Source organism: Microbacterium sp. NPDC055665, assembly GCF_053618035.1.
The window spans coordinates 990,364-1,003,848 of record NZ_JBSHGY010000001.1; the positions used below are offsets into that span (position 1 = coordinate 990,364).

Here is a 13,485-nt window from a genome sequence, read left to right on the forward strand (position 1 = left end):
CCTACCTACACTGGGGCGATGGATGCCGCCCGCCTGATCGCCTGGGATCAGGAACTCCGCTCCGCCCACTCCTGCCTCCGTGCCGCACTCGCCGCGACCCGTGACGCGCTGGACCGCGGTGACGCCGCCCCCGATGCGACCTCCGAACTCGTGCTCTACTGCATCGGCTTCTGCGCAGCGCTCGACGGTCACCACGGCGCCGAGGATCGCGCACTGTTGCCGGCGCTGCGCGCGGAGCACCCCGAGCTCGGCGGTGTCATCGACAAGCTGATGCAGGACCACTCGATGCTCGCGCACCTGCTCGGCTCGCTGCGCACCGCGGCCGAGCGCGGTGACGATGCGCCTACGATCGCCGGTCACCTCGATGGCATCGCCGCGATCATGGAGTCGCATTTCCGCTTCGAGGAGCGCGAGATCCTCGAACCGCTGCGCGCGCTCGCACTCGACGACGATGTGAAGAGCGTGCTCGGTCCCCTCTGAGCCGCGGCTGTCCGCCGAGGCCGCCGCTCAGCTGCGGAAGAACGCGACGCCCAGATCGGGGTGGTCGACGAAGACACCGTCGACGCCCTGACGCGCGATGACGCCCCACTCGGACTCGTAGTCCCCGAACTCGGAGCGTCCACCCGAACCCCGGAACTCCGGCGACAGGAACGCGTTCTCCGGCCGGCACGTCCAGGTGAAGACCTGCAGGCCGCGGGCATGCGCATCGGCGACGATCGTGTTGCCTCGGGCGAGCAGCATCTTCTTGTTCACGCTGATGCCGTCGACGCGGCCGACCAACCCGTCGAGCCCCTGGGGCGTGACGGTCGCCTTGTACGTGAGCGCCTGCTTGCCCTCGGCCACCAGCCGGTCGTAGGGGCGGCCCTTCGCCTCGATGAGGTAGATGTACGACGCGGAGACGCCGCGCTCTCGCAGCTGCCCGAGCACCGTCGACTCGAAGCACTCGATCACCAGCGGGAGTTCGCCGTCGGCCCACCCGGCATCTCGCAGCTCACGCTCGATCAGCGGAGCCAGGTCGAGGCCGATGCTGGCGAAGTAGGTGGCGTGCTTGACCTCGAGCACCACGCCGATCTCCCGACCGTGCTCGGCCGAGCCGTCGCGCACGATGTCGAGCACGTCGCGGAGGCGGAGGATGGCCTGCGAGTCATCGAAGCTCGCACTCGAGACCCGCACCTCGGGCAGCCGCTCGCGCCCGCGCAGGGTCGACAGCTCCGCCCACGTGAAGTCCTCGGTGAACCAGCCGGTCAGCGCCTGCCCGTCGACGCGCTTGGTCGTCTTGCGGTCGGCGAACTCCGGATGCAGGGCGACGTCGGTCGTGCCCGAGATCTCGTTCTCATGCCGCACGATGAGGACGCCGTCCTTGGTGGCGACGACGTCGGGTTCCACGGCATCCACGCCCATGGCGAGCGCCAGTTCGTAGGAGGAGCGGCTGTGCTCCGGGCGGTAGCCGGGCGCACCGCGGTGCCCGATGACGAGGGGTGATTTCCTGGGCACGCTCTCAGCGTAGAACACGCCCGGAGCGGCACCACCCGAGTATCGTGGAGGAAAGAGACCTACAACCCCCTTTGGAGTGAGGCCCACCAATGAGCAACTTCGCTTTCAACAACCCTGCTTTCCAGCAGCAGGACCCGCGCAATGTCGCGACATACCCGGGCGGACCGCAGGCTGCTCAGGGCGCGCAGAACGCCTCGCTCCAGCACGGGGCGATGGATGCCGCGGCCAACGCACAGCTCGAGGGCATGTACGCGGCCCCGCCGGCAGGCGCCATCGAGACCGACCGGATGTCCGTCGAGGACACCGTCTGGAAGACCGCCGGCCTGTTCGCCATCCTTCTCGTCACTGCGGCGATCGGCTGGGTGTGGACGCTCGGCGGCATCGACGCCCCTCCGTACAACCCGCAGAACCCGGCGCCCGTCAACATGCTGCCGTGGATCATCGGCGCGCTCGGCGGCTTCGTGCTCGCGATGGTCATCACCTTCACCTCGCGCAAGAAGGTGCGCCCCGCGCTCATCTTCGGCTACGCCGCGCTCGAGGGCCTCTTCATCGGTGGCATCTCGGCCTTCTTCGAGGTCATCTACCCCGGCATCGTCTTCCAGGCGACCCTCGCGACCGTCTCGGTCGTCGGTGTGACCCTGGCGCTCTTCGCGAACGGCAAGATCCGCGCGTCGAAGAAGGCGACGAAGATCTTCATGATCGCGATGATCGGCTACCTCGTCTTCTCGCTGCTGAACCTCGTCCTCATGTGGACCGGCGTGCTGCCCGAGGGCCAGGAGTTCGGCCTCCTCAGCGCCAACATCATGGGCATCCCGCTCGGCGTCATCATCGGCGTCCTCGTCGTGATCATGGCCGCATACTCCCTGGTGCTCGACTTCGACCAGATCCAGCAGGGTGTCCGCAACGGCGCTCCGCGCCAGTACGGCTGGCTGGGCGCCTTCGGAATCATGGTGACGGTCGTGTGGCTCTACGTCGAGATCCTGCGCATCATCGCGATCGTACGCGGCAACAACTGACGCGAATCGCCCTTCGAAAGGCCCGTCTCCCCCGTGGAGGCGGGCCTTTTGGCATACCCGGGGAGGTGAGCGCAAGGGGTTGTCGCGCGGCCTCGAAGACCGGCAGTGTTGTCATCACGAAGCCCCGGCACCCCGGGGCTCCCGACACATAGGAGCTGACCATGAGTTTTCTCGGCTTTCTTCTCCTCGGCCTCATCGCCGGGGCCATCGCCAAGCTGATCCTGCCCGGCAAGCAGGGTGGCGGGTGGTTCATCACCCTCCTTCTCGGTGTCGTCGGCGCCCTGCTCGGCGGCTGGCTCGGCAGCCTGATCCTCAACCGGCCCCTGACCGAATTCTGGGACCTGGGCACCTGGCTCCTCGCCATCGCCGGCTCGATCGTCGTGCTGCTGATCTACGGCCTGATCGCCGGTCGTGGCCAGAAGGTCAACGACTGACACCACGCTTTCCCTACGCCCGTCCCCTTCGGCAGCCTCGCGCTTCCCGAAGGGGGCGGGTCATTTCTCTGCCCCGGCGGCCTTCCGCTCGAGCAGGGAACGCTCACGATCGTTGCCCGCGAGCCCCGCGGCGACCGCGAACTCGCTCCTCGCCTCCTCCTCGCGACCGAGCCGCCGCAGCAGCTCGCCCCGGGTGGCGGGCAGCAGGTGGTAGCCGCGCAGCGCCCCCGAGCTCGACAGCTGATCGATGATCCGCAACGCGGATGCGGGGCCGGTGGCCATCGCCACGGCAGCGGCACGGTTGAGCTCCACGACCGGCGACGGCGAGATCCGTCCGAGCGCCTCGTAGAGCAGCACGATGCGGTCCCAGTCGGTGTCGTCGACGGATGCCGCCACCGCATGGCACTCCGCGATCGCGGCCTGCAGGCAGTACGAACCGCGGCCTCGACCGAGCGCGTCGGCGGTCGTCAACGCCGCGCGGCCGCGGGCGATGCGCCCGCGATCCCACCGTCCGCGGTCTTGATCGGCGAGCAGCACGGGGTCGCCGTTCCGATCCACCCGCGCGGCGAACCGGGCCGCGGTGAGCTCCATCAGTGCGAGCAACCCGTGCACCTCCGGCTCGCGCGGCATCAGCGCCGCGAGCACCCGGCCGAGGCGAATGGCCTCGTCGCTCAGCTCGGGGCGCATCCACTCCGGCCCGCTGCTCGCCGCATGCGCCTCGTTGAAGATCAGGTACAGCACTCCCAGGATCGCGCCGAGACGAGCGGCGTGCTCCTCGCGAGGCGGCACCTCGAAGGGTGCGTTCGCCGCCGCGAGGGTCTTCTTCGCCCGCACGATCCGCTGCTGCACGGTCGCCGTCGGTACGAGGAAGGCGCGGGCGATCTCCTCGCTCGACAGGCCACCGACCACTCGGAGGGTCAGAGCGACCTGCGCCTCCTTCGACAGCACCGGGTGGCACGCGATGAAGATCAGGCGCAGCACGTCGTCATCGACGGCATCCGGGTCCCACAGCATGTCCGGAGACTCGGCCTGTTCGCGCTCCAGGTCGTGGGCGAGAGCGGCGACCCGGGCATCCAGTCGCTCCGCGCGTCGCCATCCGTCGATCGCCTTGCGCTTCGCCACCGCCGTGAGCCAGGCCCCGGCGTTGCGCGGCACCCCCTCGACCGGCCATTGCCGAAGCGCATCCACCAGTGCCTCCTGGGCGAGGTCCTCGGCGAGACCGAAGTCACCGACCATGCGGGTCAGCGCGCCCACGATGCGGGCCGATTCGATGCGCCACACCGCGGCGACCGCGCGCTCCGCCGACCCGTCATCGGGGGCGGAACGCACGGTCTCGCTGTGTGCGGAAGTGTCCATCACTGCTGTGCGCGCTGGGCCTGCTCGTCGCGCCAGCCGGCTTCCTTCTCGATCCACTCGTTGTCGGCCGGGAAGTCCTCGACGCCGGTCACGCGACGCACCTCGAGGAAGGATCCGGGGCCGAGGGGGGCACGGCTCGCCCACTCGGCCGCCTCTTCGCGTGAGGAGACCTCGAGGATCCAGAAGCCGTTGAACAGCTCCTTGGTCTCGCCGTAGGGGCCGTCGGTGATGAGCGGCTTCTCGGCGCTGAAGTCGACGACGAAGCCCTCGGCCGCGTCGGTCAGGCCCTCGCCGGCGACCAGCACGCCGGCCTTGATCATCGACTCGTTGTACTTCCCCATGGCCTCGATGACCTGCTCGAAGGGCATCTCCTTGTATGCCTCGACGCCACTGTCGTCTGCGCGCATGATGAGCATGAACTTCATGATGTTCTCCTTGTTCGAAGGGCCGTCTCTCGACCCTCTCACTACAGACGTCGAACGGGAATGCCACAGATCGACATCGGCGAGAACTTTTTTCTGGACGCCGCTCCGGTCGCACTTTCTGTCGGTTTCAGCGCGGGAAAGCGACCGAAACTGCGACCGGAGCGGGAGCGCAGGTTACGGGAGCGGACGGCTCAGCGACGCGGAGGGGCGGAGGCCGCTTCAGCGATAACTGCCGTGAGGGCGTCGAGGGAGCGCTGCGGGCTCCACGCCGCGGCGACCGACGGCGCCTCTGCACTCAGAGACGCGAGTCGGTCGGGGTCGGTCAGGAGGGAACGGATCGCCGCGCCCAGCGCGTCGATGTCTCCGCTCGGCACCAGGACGCCACCGCCATGCTGCAGCACGTCGCGGATGCCGTAGCGGGCGTCGTACGCCACCACGGGTGCGCCGTGCAGGAGCGCCTCGACGACGCCGAGCGGTTGCCCCTCGAAGGCGGTCGACGTGACGACGAGCGCGGCGCGGTCCAGGACCGTCGCAGGCGAATCGGTGTATCCGGCGAGCACGACGCGGTCCCCGGCGTCGAGATCCTCGATCAGGGCACGCAGGTGTTCCTGCTCCGGACCGCCGCCCCAGATCTCCATCCGGGCACCGGGCACGTCGGCTGCCAGGAAGGCACGGATCGCATGATCGATGCGCTTGCCGGGCGCGAGGCGGCCCAGCACGACGACGAGACCGTGTTCGCGAAGCTCGTCCCGCGGCTCCACGGGAGCGATCGGATTCGGCACCACCGCGTGCACAGTCGACTCCCCGAACCGGGCGACCACGTCATCGCGCTGCGTGGCGGTCGGCCAGATCACGGCGTCGAAGCGGTCGGCCAGGCGGAACCAGCGCGTCCAGAGCGTGTTCATGGGCGCGTCCGGCGTGTAAGGCGCCTCCACGTGCATGGTGTGGATCGTGTGGACGATGCGCACCCGCGGATCCGACCAGTCCGCGATGAGCTCGCCCAGCTGGCGGGACTCGCAGATCACGATGATGCGACGGTCGCCGAACGCGGCCGTCACGTGCTCCAGCCAGGCGCGGTAGAGGCCGCGGAAGCCGTGCAGCGCTCCGATGACCTCGCCGGACTCGTCGTACACGAGGACCGGCTCGTCGGTGAGGTGCCAGTCGGGGTTGCCCGGGATGACGGGCAGCGCCGCGAACGGGCGCCCTTCGGCATCGGTCAGTACGCGATACTCGACATCTGGGTCGGCGGTGACGGCAGCATCCGCCGCATCACGCAGCCACTCGACCGCTCCCCCGTCGGGCGCGACCGCTTCGTCGAAGAGGTTGCGCAGCCGCGACGGGTCCGCCAGCGCACCGTGCTCCGCGAACGTCATCCGGTGCGCGGCGTGATCGGCCGCGGTTCCCGGATCGAACGTGAGCAGCTGCGGACCGGCACCGTCGGCGACGCCCGCTCCGGCAAGCTGACGGGCGCGCGCGAGCGTCGCGATCGTGTACCCGCCGTCGAGGCCCGGGATCAGCCGGCTGGACAGCACCAGGTACTCGGCGTCGGGAAGGCCCGGCGCCGCATCGGGGAGCAACGCGCTCCCTACTCCCACTCGATGGTCCCCGGCGGCTTCGACGTGACGTCGAGCACGACGCGGTTCACGTCGCGCACGCCGTTCGTGATGCGGTTGGAGATCTTCGACAGCACGTCGTAGGGCAGACGCGTCCAGTCGGCGGTCATGGCATCTTCGCTCGACACCGGACGCAGCACGATCGGGTGACCGTAGGTGCGGCCGTCGCCCTGCACGCCCACCGAGCGCACGTCGGCCAGCAGCACGACCGGGCACTGCCAGATCTCCTGGTCGAGCCCTGCCTTGGTCAGCTCTTCGCGGGCGATGGCGTCGGCCTCACGCAGAATCTCGAGACGGTCAGCGGTGACCTCACCGATGATCCGGATGCCAAGACCGGGCCCCGGAAACGGCTGGCGTCCGACGATCGCCTCGGGGATGCCGAGCTCGCGACCGATCGCACGGACCTCGTCCTTGAAGAGGGCCCGCAGCGGCTCGATCAGCTCGAAGTCGAGGTCGTCGGGAAGACCGCCCACGTTGTGGTGCGACTTGATGTTCGCGGTGCCCGCACCGCCGCCGGACTCCACCACGTCGGGGTAGAGCGTTCCCTGCACGAGGAACTTGACGGGAGCGCCGCCCGAAGCCTTCGCCTCGGCGACGAGATCGAGCTGCACCTTCTCGAACGCGCGGATGAACTCGCGGCCGATGATCTTGCGCTTCTCCTCGGGGTCGGTCACACCCTGGAGGTGACCGAGGAAGGTGTCTGCCGCGTCGACGGTGATGAGACGCACGCCGGTGGACTCGACGTAGTCCTTCTCGACCTGCTCGCGCTCGCCCTTGCGGAGAAGGCCGTGGTCGACGAAGACCGCGGTGAGCTGGTCGCCGATGGCCTTGTGCACGAGGGCCGTGGAGACTGCGGAGTCGACCCCGCCCGAGAGCGCCGAGATGACGCGGGCGTCACCCACCTGCTCGCGGATGCGCTCGATCTGCTCGGCGATCACGTTGCCGCTGTTCCAGTCGGAGGCGAGACCCGCCCCCTTGTGCAGGAAGTTCTCGATCACGCGCTGGCCGTGGTCGGAGTGCTTGACCTCGGGGTGCCACTGCACGCCGTAGAACCCGCGCTCCTCATTCGCGAACGCCGCGACCTTGGTCGCATCCGTGGTCGCGAGCACGTCGAAGCCTTCGGGGGCCTTGGCGACCTGGTCGCCGTGGCTCATCCACACGTTCTGCTCCACCGGCTGACCGCCGAGCAGCGTGCCGCCGTCGCCGGAGATCGCGGCATCCGTCGCGCCGTACTCGCGCAGGCCGGTGTTCGCGACCTCGCCGCCCAGCGTCTGGGCCATGTACTGGAAGCCGTAGCAGATGCCGAGGGTCGGAACCCCGAGGTCGAAGACTGCCGGGTCGAGCTTCGGCGCGCCCTCCTCGTACACCGACGAGGGACCGCCGGAGAGGATGATCGCGACCGGGTTCTTGGCGGCGATCTCTTCGGCCGTGGCCGTGTGCGGCACGATCTCGCTGTAGACGCCGGCCTCGCGCACACGACGGGCGATCAGCTGCGCGTACTGCGCGCCGAAGTCGACGACGAGCGCAGGACGCTGCTGGGTCTCGGACTGTTCGGTCAACGGACACCTTCCGGGGCGGGGGTGGAGGCCTCGGCGGCCTCTCTGGTGGCGAGATAGGTCTTGACTTCACGGGCGACGACCGCCTCCATGAAGAACGACAGCAGCGGCACGACGCCGCCGAGCGCGAGCATGATGAAGCGCGGGAAGCGCCAGCGCATCAGGCTCCACATGCGGAAGCACGCGAAGAGGTACACGACGTAGAACCAGCCGTGCGCCACGAGGATGAACAGCGAGAGGTTGAACCCGTCGCCCAGCGAGGTCATCTCGCAGGAGTTGGTCATCGGGGCGAACAGCGACCACCACTGGCAGTCGGGCCCGGCGAGCACGCCGGCGAACCAGAGCGGTCCTCCGGAGCCTCCCATGAAGAGCTCGAGGTGGATCGGCGTGTACTTCAGCACCATCTCGGTCAGCAGCAGGAGCAGCATGACTCCTGTGATGATCGACGCGATCTGGTAGAACTTCAGCGCACCGCGGATCGCCGGAAAGCTGGCGACTTTCGGTTCGGGCATGCGTCCAGTCTAGCCGCCGGGAAATCATGCCGAATCCGGCCGCAGACGGTCGCGCTCCCCACCCGCGACGACACAACTTCGGAGATCGGAAGCCACACGCCGATCCTCGGGCGTTCAGCCCGGCGTGTCTGCCTCGGACTCCGAAGTTGTGCCGAGGAGCGGGGGCGGAGACGGCGGGCGCGACGAAGGCCGCCGGGATCACTCCCGACGGCCTCCGCCTGTGTCATCCGGCTATCTGATCAGAACCACTCGTCCCGGATCAGAACCACCGCGTGAGCAGTTCCCAGAGCCAGTCGAGGATCGCGCCGACGATTCCGCCGGCACGGTTGACCGTGACCGTCGCGGTCGCCGCATCCCCGTCGGCCTGCGACGCGGCGACGGTGTACTTGCCCGACGGCGCGCTCTTCGGCACGGTGACCTGGGTGCTGAACGTGCCGTCGGCACCCACCTGAACGGTGCCGACCGGGACAGGCTTGCCCTTCTTAGGACGCAGCTCGATGCTCACCGTCTCACCGGGCACGTAGCCCTCACCGGTGACCTTGAGGCTCTTGCCCGCGGTCACCTTCGACGAGCCGAGGGCGATCGTGCCGGCGAACTCCTCTTCACCGGCGATCGCGAACGGCACCTGCACGGTCGTCCCGGTTCCGGCGACGGCGACGGTGAGCGACTGCTCCCCGAAGACGCCGGAGGGCACCGTGAAGGTGAGGCTCGCGCGACCGCCCTCGTCGGTGGTGTCGACGACCGCCGGATCGACGGCTCCGGTGGCGAGCACGGTGTCGCCCAGCGAGAGCGTCACCTCGCCCGGCGCCGGCTCGCCCGCGCTGAAGGCCAGCGAGGAGAGCGACACCGTCACCTGGTCGCCGGCGCTGTATCCGTCGGCATCGGCGGGGCTGACCGCCACTCCGACCGCGCGCTGGGCGTAGTCGGGGCTCGCGGTCTTGTTGGCGTCGAACCAGTCGACCATGGACTGCAGATCGATCTTGCCGGTGTCGCGCTTGCCTGCGCCCTCCTTGAAGGTGAAGAAGTTGTCTCCACCCGCGGCGAGGAATGAGTTGGCGGCGACCGTGTAGTTCGCCGCCGGGTCCACCGGCGTGCCGTTGAGCGTGATCGACGTGATCCGTGCTCCCTGTGCCGCAGCGGGGTCGTAGGTGTAGACCAGACCCTCCGAGACTCCGAGTTTCAGGAACGGACGCGCCGAACCCGCCGGCTGCCACTGCTCCTCGAGCACGCCCTTGAGCTGCGCACCGGTGAGCGTCAGCGTCACCAGCGTGTTCGCGAACGGCTGTACCGTCGCCGCCTCGCGATAGGTGACGTTGCCTGCGGGATCGTTCGCGTTGGACGACGCGTAGGTGAGGTTCGCGCGGATGCCGCCGGGGTTCATGAGCGCCAGGTCGGCGCCCGTGGACCACTGCTGCACGTCGGCGACGAAGTTGCCGATGGTGGACTCGCCACCGCGGTTCTCCGTCTTGCCGTCGCTCTGGCGCGCCCGGTTGAAGTCGGCCGTGATGTCACCGACCTTGATCGCGCCCAGAACGTCGGCCTCGGCCTTGGCCTTGTCGACGATCGCCTGCACCTCGGGAACCGCCGGATACAGCGGCTTGCCCGCCGCGGTGAGGGGCTTGATCTCGTTGGTGATCGAGATCAGGTCCTTCGTCTTCGGGTCGACCTTGATGTTCATCAGGCCCAGGTTCTCGCCGTACTGCCCCGCGGAGACGACCGGGCGGCCGTCGATCACGTGGTTGTAGGCGAGGTGGGTGTGTGCCGACACGATCGCGTCCACGTCGTCGTCGACGCCGTAGACGATCTCGCCGAGCGGCGAATCCGGGGTGATGCTCGACAGCTCGACGCTGGAAGCGCCCTCGTGCACGAGCAGGATGACGACATCCGCCTCGCCGTTGGACTCGTCGCCGTCGCGCAGATCGTCGGCGACCGCGTTCACGGAGTCGGCGATGCTGCGGACCTCGAGGTCCTTGATGCCCTCGGGCGAGACGAGCGAGTCGAGGTCTTCGGTGACGGCACCGACGAAGCCGACCTTCACGCCGTCGAGCTCCTTCACCCAGGCCGGTGCGAGCGCGGGCTCGCCCGTCTCGGTCACGAAGACGTTCGAGGAGATGTACTCCCAGTCCGCGCGCTCCTGCACGCGATCGCGCAGGTCTTCCCAGCCCTGGTCGAACTCGTGGTTTCCCGCGGCGCTGACATCGAGACCGGCCGCGTTCAGCGCGTCGATCGTCGGGTTGTCGTCGTTGATGAACGAGGTGAACGTCGATGCACCGATCAGGTCACCGGCACCGGCGAAGATCGTGTTCGGGTTCGCGTCGCGGAACTGCTTCACGGCTCCCGCCAGCACGGCGGCACCGGCGGCGGCGCCGTCGGCCTCGATCCGACCGTGGAAGTCGTTGACCGTGACGACGTCGATGCTCACCGGCGGGATCTCCGAGGAGACGCCGACGATGATCGGGTCGTGGTCACTGGACCGGTACGGCGTTCCCGACTCGGTGGCGCCGTACGCGTAGCCGCGATCGCTCCACTCCGGCGAGTTGATGCCCCACACGCCTGCGCCCGTGATGGACGAGGTGAGCGACGGCGACGCGATCACGTGGTCGAGCGAACCGAGCTCACCGTCGAACGTGTACGTGTACTGACCATCGGTCTTGTCGGCGACGAGGTCGCTCCACCCCTTCGAGGTGAACACGTCGATCGGGTCTTCTTTGCCATAGGCGTTGAAGTCGCCGATCAGCAGCATGTCGCTGCTGCCGGTGGTCTCCTCGAGCTCGGCGGTGAAGGCCAGGATCGCGTTCGCCTGCTTCACGCGGTCGGCGTTGAAGAAGCCCTGTCCGTCTGCCGGCTCGGCACCTGCGCCCTCGGGCGGCGACTTCGACTTCAGGTGGTTCGCCACCACCGTGACGACGCGGCCGTCGATGTCGAACGCCTGCGCGATCGGCTCGCGGGCGTTGCCCCACACGGTCTCGTCGGTCACCGTGGCGCTGTCGCCCACGGTCTCGACGGCGTCCTTCTTGTAGATGATCGCGTTGGTGATGTAGTCGGTCGTCGCCGCGTCGTTCAGCGCGGCGGGCGTGGGCACGTAGTCCCACACCTCGCTGCCGGCGTCGGCGTTGAGTCCGGCGACCAGGTCCTTGAGGGCCGTGTCGACGGGCTTGCCCAGCTTGACCGAATTCTCGATCTCCATGAGGGAGACGATCTCGGCGTCGAGTCCGTTGATCGCCGCGACGATCTTGGACTTCTGGATCGCGAACTGCGCCGCGTTCGCGGCCCCGCGGGCGTTGGAGTTCTCGCTCTTCGGCGTCGTGAAGTAGTTGTAGACGTTGAAGGACGCGACCTGCACGTCGCCGCCCACCTCAGGCGCGGAGTCGGTGCGCGGGTTCGTCGCCTCGAACCCGACCTTGAGGTCGGCGGACGAGGAGTCGTCGATCGGCACGACCGGCTGCAGACGCCAGTCGTTGAAGCCCCACTGCAGCACGTAGCCGTTGTCGCCGAAGTCGACGGTGTCGCCGTTTCGGACCACCGTGTCCTTGGTGAAGTACGGCTGCTCTCCGGGGTGCCCGCTGTTGGACACCTGGATGGACCAGCCGTCGTCGAGAAGGATGCGGTTGGCGCGGTTGGCCGCGGCGATGGCCGCCGCCTCAGCGCCGGGACGCGTGGTCTCGGTGCTCTTCACGGCCAGATCGGCACCGGCATTCAGCCACAGTGTGCCGAAGTTGAACAGCTGGTGGCTGGAGGCGAGACGGTAGCTGCCCTCGGGAGCGACGTACATGTTCTCGTACTGCTCGCGGTCGGCACCCTGCACCGTGGCGGGCAGCGGCGTGACGGCGGGAACGCCGACGCCGGCGGTCAGCACCTCGATGTCGGCGGCTGCGGCGGGGTTCAGCTGAGTCTGCCCGAAGTACTCGCTCACGGAGCCGGTGACCGAGACGAGGTCTCCGATCTCGACGCTCGGAGCCAGTGCGTTCAAGAAGACGAACACGCCGTCCGAGGCGCCGGGAGTCGCGTCCGTCGCACCGCCGGAGCCCTGCGTCTGGATGACGATGCCCTTGTAGCCGCCGGTGCGGTAGTCGGCTGTGACGACGCCCTCGACCTGCACGGTCTTGCCGCTCAGCGGCGACACGTCGGTCGTGCCCTGCACCTCGGCGATCGTCGCCTCTGTCGGCTCGCCGCCGGGGTCGGTGCCCGGGTCGGTGTCGCCGGAGTTCTGCGGAGTGATCGTGGCCGAGAGCGTGAAGTCGGCGCTGTTGTCGTCGGTGTCCACACCGTCGGTGCGGTTCAGCGACTTCACGTCGGTGTTGCCGGCGGGCGGGGTCGCCGCCTTGGTCTCGAACGTGTTGGACGTGCCGTAGCCCAGGACGTCGATCACACCGTCGACGCCCACGACCGAACCGGGCGTGAGAGTCACCGCGGCCGTGCCCTTGACGAGAGCGAGCGTGCCGTTCGTGCCGCTCGGAGTCAGGGTGCTCGTGGCATCGGGAGCCGGCAGTTCCGCCCCGTTCGCGCCGTTGCTGTTGCCCTGCACGAGGTAGTGGCCGCCGGCCGGGATCACGCCCGTGAGCGGCGCGACGCCATTGGAGGCGCCGGTGCCGGTCGCCGACCGGTACTGCAGCGACATGCCGTCGAGCGTGATCGGCGCCGAGGTCGGGTTGTAGAGCTCGATGAACTTGTTCTTGAACGCCGCCCCCGCGCTGCCGCCGGAGAGATAAGCCTCATTGATCACCACCCCCGTACCCGTGGTGTCGGCTGCGGCGGGCACAGCGGCCAGCGAGCCGAGGCCCAGCGCGGCGACGCAGGTCACGGCGAGAGCGCCGATGCGCCCCCGACTTCTACGGTGCGAGACGGGAACCCTGCGGTTCTCGTCGTCTGAAGCGGACATCATCGGTGCTGTCTCCTCGGTCGGGTTCGACACTTCTCAGGACTGTCACGGCGCACAGGGAGAACTCCCAGCGTGCTCACATGGTGCGAGCATACGTAGCGGTCCGGACATCCTCAACGGAGTTTTCCGATTCGTCATCGACCGCTCACCGGATGGCCTCGACGACCCCTGACGAAGGTCGCTATCGCGGAGAGACGGCA

10 protein-coding genes are annotated in these 13,485 nt (G+C 68.5%); 3 read left to right on the top strand and 7 right to left on the bottom strand.

What is annotated here, in order from left to right; translation table 11 throughout:
- Positions 1–18: 18 nt before the first annotated feature.
- Positions 19–480, top strand: coding sequence for a hemerythrin domain-containing protein (locus ACWGO6_RS04700; RefSeq protein WP_452325983.1), 462 nt, complete (start codon positions 19–21; stop codon positions 478–480).
- Between the two features lie 27 nt (positions 481–507).
- Here ACWGO6_RS04700 and ACWGO6_RS04705 read toward each other — a convergent pair whose 3' ends face one another.
- A complete protein-coding gene (locus tag ACWGO6_RS04705) occupies positions 508–1,494 on the bottom strand; it encodes a glycerophosphodiester phosphodiesterase family protein (RefSeq protein WP_452325984.1) in 987 nt (328 codons plus the stop codon).
- An 89-nt stretch (positions 1,495–1,583) separates the two neighbouring features.
- Between ACWGO6_RS04705 and ACWGO6_RS04710 the strand changes: the two genes are divergently transcribed.
- Positions 1,584–2,510, top strand: coding sequence for a Bax inhibitor-1/YccA family protein (locus ACWGO6_RS04710; RefSeq protein WP_136042748.1), 927 nt, complete (start codon positions 1,584–1,586; stop codon positions 2,508–2,510).
- A 161-nt stretch (positions 2,511–2,671) separates the two neighbouring features.
- The gene (locus ACWGO6_RS04715) at positions 2,672–2,944 is read left to right on the top strand and encodes a GlsB/YeaQ/YmgE family stress response membrane protein (RefSeq protein ID WP_028502343.1); all 273 of its coding nucleotides are present in this window, start codon (positions 2,672–2,674) and stop codon (positions 2,942–2,944) included.
- A gap of 60 nt (positions 2,945–3,004) precedes the next feature.
- Here the strand turns inward: ACWGO6_RS04715 and ACWGO6_RS04720 are convergent, their stop codons facing one another.
- From ACWGO6_RS04720 to ACWGO6_RS04745, 6 genes are all read right to left on the bottom strand, one after another.
- Positions 3,005–4,300, bottom strand: a complete 1,296-nt coding sequence (locus ACWGO6_RS04720) for an RNA polymerase sigma factor (protein WP_452325985.1) — start codon at positions 4,298–4,300, stop codon at positions 3,005–3,007.
- The gene (locus tag ACWGO6_RS04725) at positions 4,300–4,725 is read right to left on the bottom strand and encodes a YciI family protein (protein WP_452325986.1); all 426 of its coding nucleotides are present in this window, start codon (positions 4,723–4,725) and stop codon (positions 4,300–4,302) included. The genes ACWGO6_RS04720 and ACWGO6_RS04725 overlap by 1 nt, the downstream gene beginning before the upstream one ends.
- 191 nt (positions 4,726–4,916) lie before the next feature.
- Positions 4,917–6,302: a glycosyltransferase gene (locus ACWGO6_RS04730; protein ID WP_452325987.1), complete on the bottom strand. Its 1,386-nt coding sequence runs from the start codon at positions 6,300–6,302 to the stop codon at positions 4,917–4,919.
- Between the two features lie 8 nt (positions 6,303–6,310).
- The gene (gene guaA / locus ACWGO6_RS04735) at positions 6,311–7,897 is read right to left on the bottom strand and encodes a glutamine-hydrolyzing GMP synthase (RefSeq protein WP_452325988.1); all 1,587 of its coding nucleotides are present in this window, start codon (positions 7,895–7,897) and stop codon (positions 6,311–6,313) included.
- Positions 7,894–8,406 carry a DUF3817 domain-containing protein gene (locus ACWGO6_RS04740; RefSeq protein WP_136042753.1) on the bottom strand — a complete coding sequence of 171 codons (513 nt, stop codon included), beginning with the start codon at positions 8,404–8,406 and terminating at the stop codon, positions 7,894–7,896. Before ACWGO6_RS04740 ends, guaA begins: the two co-directional genes overlap by 4 nt.
- 259 nt (positions 8,407–8,665) lie before the next feature.
- Entirely contained in the window at positions 8,666–13,288 is a 4,623-nt protein-coding gene (locus ACWGO6_RS04745) for an ExeM/NucH family extracellular endonuclease (protein WP_452325989.1), read from the bottom strand.
- Positions 13,289–13,485: the final 197 nt, after the last annotated feature.

Excerpts from the sequence above, each read along its gene's own strand:
- ACWGO6_RS04745 (WP_452325989.1), bottom strand. The coding sequence starts at position 13,288 with ATGATGTCCGCTTCAGACGACGAGAACCGCAGGGTTCCCGTCTCGCAC.
- ACWGO6_RS04720 (WP_452325985.1), bottom strand. The coding sequence starts at position 4,300 with ATGGACACTTCCGCACACAGCGAGACCGTGCGTTCCGCCCCCGATGAC.
- ACWGO6_RS04725 (WP_452325986.1), bottom strand. The coding sequence starts at position 4,725 with ATGAAGTTCATGCTCATCATGCGCGCAGACGACAGTGGCGTCGAGGCA.
- ACWGO6_RS04700 (WP_452325983.1), top strand. The coding sequence starts at position 19 with ATGGATGCCGCCCGCCTGATCGCCTGGGATCAGGAACTCCGCTCCGCC.
- ACWGO6_RS04715 (WP_028502343.1), top strand. The coding sequence starts at position 2,672 with ATGAGTTTTCTCGGCTTTCTTCTCCTCGGCCTCATCGCCGGGGCCATC.
- ACWGO6_RS04740 (WP_136042753.1), bottom strand. The coding sequence starts at position 8,406 with ATGCCCGAACCGAAAGTCGCCAGCTTTCCGGCGATCCGCGGTGCGCTG.
- ACWGO6_RS04710 (WP_136042748.1), top strand. The coding sequence starts at position 1,584 with ATGAGCAACTTCGCTTTCAACAACCCTGCTTTCCAGCAGCAGGACCCG.